Below are 3,802 nucleotides of genomic sequence, written 5' to 3' on the forward strand. Positions count from 1 at the left end.
CGCTCTCACAAATTTAGTACCATCGGAACTAATAGGCTTAACTTCCTATAAAGTCCGTCTTATTTAATTAATAATAGCTTTTTACTTATTTCAGTTTAGTTTATCACAAAAAAAATCCCCAACAAATTAATGTTGGGGATTAATAAATCCTAAATCTTTGTTTAGAATAAAAAAGGCAACGACCTACTCTCCCACAAATGCAGTACCATCGGCGCTAACGGGCTTAACTTCTCTGTTCGGAATGGTAAGAGGTGAGCCCCGTCGCTATAACCACCTTAAGTTATAGCTGTGACTGTCAGCTTTCACATCGAGTCTCCAGCGTTCCAATAAAATTGGAACAAATATCTTAACATATTGAAAATAGAAACATGATTATTTAATAATTCTGTTGTACTCTTATAAAAAAACAGGCGTACAATAAGCCTATGGGTTATTAGTACTACTTGGCTATGACATTACTGCCTTTACACCTATAGCCTATCAACGTGGTCATCTCCCACGACCCTTTAAAGAAATCTCATCTTGTGGTGGGTTTCGCGCTTATATGCTTTCAGCGCTTATCCCTTCCAAACGTAGCTACTCTGCAATGCTCCTGGCGGAACAACAGATACACCAGAGGTTTGTCCAACTCGGTCCTCTCGTACTAGAGTCAGATCCACTCAAATTTCTAACGCCCACTGTAGATAGAGACCGAACTGTCTCACGACGTTCTGAACCCAGCTCGCGTGCCACTTTAATGGGCGAACAGCCCAACCCTTGGGACCTTCTCCAGCCCCAGGATGTGACGAGCCGACATCGAGGTGCCAAACCCCCCCGTCGATATGAGCTCTTGGGGGAGATCAGCCTGTTATCCCCGGCGTACCTTTTATCCTTTGAGCGATGGCCCTTCCATGCGGAACCACCGGATCACTATGCTCTTGTTTCCAACCTGATCGACTTGTAGGTCTCTCAGTCAAGCTCCCTTATGCCATTGCACTCTACGCACGGTTACCAAGCGTGCTGAGGGAACCTTTAGAAGCCTCCGTTACTCTTTTGGAGGCGACCACCCCAGTCAAACTACCCACCAAGCACTGTCCCCTTTGTTCAAGGGTTAGACTCTAGACAAGCAAAGGGTGGTATTTCAACAATGACTCCACAACACCTGGCGATGCCGCTTCAAAGTCTCCCACCTATCCTACACATTACTTGTCCAAAACCAATACTAAGCTATAGTAAAGGTGCACGGGGTCTTTTCGTCCCACAGCGGGTAATCGGCATCTTCACCGATACTACAATTTCACCGAGCTCATGGCTGAGACAGTGTCCAGATCGTTGCACCATTCGTGCAGGTCGGAACTTACCCGACAAGGAATTTCGCTACCTTAGGACCGTTATAGTTACGGCCGCCGTTTACTGGGGCTTCATTTAAGACCTTCGAGGTAAACCTCTAAGCCCTCCACTTAACCTTCCAGCACCGGGCAGGTGTCAGGCCATATACGTCATTTTTCAATTTAGCATAGCCCTGTGTTTTTGATAAACAGTCGCCTGGACCTTTTCACTGCGGCCCCACCGAAGTGGGGCGACCCTTCTCCCGAAGTTACGGGTCTATTTTGCCTAATTCCTTAGCCATGAATCTCTCGAGCTCCTTAGAATTCTCATCCCAACTACCTGTGTCGGTTTAGGGTACGGGCTGCTTCTTTCGCTTTTCTTGGAAGTCGCTTCTCTGGATTATCACCTTGGCCGAAGCCTCAGTGTACTATCGCCGTGTTACCACTGGCTTCAACGTGCTATTCCGTCAGCACGCACCAAATATACGCCTCCGTCACTTTTAGTAAGAGCAGGTACAGGAATATTAACCTGTTGTCCATCCACTACCCCTTTCGGGTTCGCGTTAGGTCCCGACTAACCCTCAGCTGATTAGCATAGCTGAGGAAACCTTAGTCTTTCGGAGTGCGGGTTTCTCGCCCGCATTATCGTTACTTATGCCTACATTTTCTTTTGTAGCTTCTCCAGCATACCTCACAGTACACCTTCGACGACACTACAATGCTCCCCTACCACTTTTTCAAGTCCATAGCTTCGGTAGTATGTTTATGCCCGATTATTATCCATGCCGAACCGCTCGACTAGTGAGCTGTTACGCACTCTTTAAATGAATGGCTGCTTCCAAGCCAACATCCTAGCTGTCTAAGCAGTTCAACCGCGTTATTTCAACTTAACATACATTTGGGGACCTTAGCTGATGGTCTGGGTTCTTTCCCTTTCGGACATGGACCTTAGCACCCATGCCCTCACTGCTGATAAACATTTTATAGCATTCGGAGTTTGTCAGGAATTGGTAGGCGGTGAAGCCCCCGCATCCAATCAGTAGCTCTACCTCTATAAAACTATTAATCAACGCTGCACCTAAATGCATTTCGGGGAGTACGAGCTATTTCCGAGTTTGATTGGCCTTTCACCCCTACCCACAGGTCATCCGAAGACTTTTCAACGTCAACCGGTTCGGTCCTCCACAGTATGTTACTACTGCTTCAACCTGCCCATGGGTAGATCACACGGTTTCGCGTCTACCACTACTAACTAAAGCGCCCTATTCAGACTCGCTTTCGCTACGGATCCGTGACTTAATCACTTAACCTTGCTAGCAACGGTAACTCGTAGGCTCATTATGCAAAAGGCACGCCGTCACCCCAAAGGGCTCCGACCGCTTGTAAGCGTATGGTTTCAGGTTCTATTTCACTCCCTTATTCAGGGTTCTTTTCACCTTTCCCTCACGGTACTAGTTCACTATCGGTCTCTCAGGAGTATTTAGCCTTATCGGATGGTCCCGACAAATTCATACAGGGTTTCACGTGCCCCGCACTACTCAGGATACCACTATAATTAACGCTCTTTACTTATACCGGGCTATCACCGTCTATGGCCCCTCTTTCCAAAGGGTTCTAATTCATTGCGCAATCAATATTGTGGTCCTACAACCCCAGTATTGCCGTAACAACACTGGTTTGGGCTAATCCGCGTTCGCTCGCCACTACTAACGGAATCACTTTTGTTTTCTTCTCCTCCGGGTACTTAGATGTTTCAGTTCTCCGGGTTCGCCTCCTTACGGATACTATATCTTCAATATAGTGGGTTTCCCCATTCGGATATCTGCGGATCAAATCGTGTGTGCCGATCCCCGCAGCTTTTCGCAGCTTATCACGTCCTTCTTCGCCTCTGAGAGCCTAGGCATTCCCCATACGCCCTTATTTAGCTTATTGTACTTTTTGCTTTTTTAATGAGTTTCTTCAATTGACTAATGTCAATCGAAAACTGATTAACTATACATCGCTCGTAGTGAGTATAATTAATCTGAATTATTATTTAAAATTAGACCTAAATCTAATCTTATTTTCATGTATCTTTTTTCAATATGTCAATGAACGTGTCGTGAGTCACGACAGACAATATATGCCTATCTTCCTCAACGCAATGCTTGAAATAATATATCTCAAGACATTGTCTTGTGGAGAATATCGGAGTCGAACCGATGACCTCCTGCGTGCAAGGCAGGCGCTCTAGCCAGCTGAGCTAATCCCCCGTTTCAGAATTCAGAATTATGAATTCAGAATTACGAACTTTGAATTCTCAACTTCTAAAATTTCCTTTTCAATATTTAATGAACATCCCTAATTTCGACTCTTTTTTAATTAAATCAATCTTAGATTGTAGTCTCAGGCAGACTCGAACTGCCGACCTCTACATTATCAGTGTAGCGCTCTAACCAGCTGAGCTATGAGACTGTTTATAGTCTTCAGTGTTCAGTTTTCAGTAAAATATAATT

2 tRNA genes and 2 rRNA genes are annotated in these 3,802 nt (G+C 45.3%); all 4 read right to left on the reverse strand.

Annotation, left to right across the window (positions count from 1 at the left end):
• Nucleotides 1–170: 170 nt before the first annotated feature.
• The 4 genes from rrf to L3X39_RS14695 all read right to left on the reverse strand — a co-directional run bounded on the left by rrf (nt 171) and on the right by L3X39_RS14695 (nt 3,761).
• Nucleotides 171–278: ribosomal RNA gene (gene rrf / locus L3X39_RS14680) — 5S ribosomal RNA — on the reverse strand.
• 135 nt (nt 279–413) lie between these two features.
• Nucleotides 414–3,239 (reverse strand): 23S ribosomal RNA (locus L3X39_RS14685).
• A 246-nt stretch (nt 3,240–3,485) separates the two neighbouring features.
• A tRNA-Ala gene (locus L3X39_RS14690) sits at nt 3,486–3,559 on the reverse strand.
• 128 nt (nt 3,560–3,687) lie between these two features.
• Nucleotides 3,688–3,761 (reverse strand) — tRNA-Ile (locus L3X39_RS14695).
• Between the last annotated feature and the right edge of the window lie 41 nt (nt 3,762–3,802).

Source organism: Flaviramulus multivorans (assembly GCF_021728415.1).
Lineage (GTDB): Bacteria > Bacteroidota > Bacteroidia > Flavobacteriales > Flavobacteriaceae > Sabulilitoribacter > Sabulilitoribacter multivorans.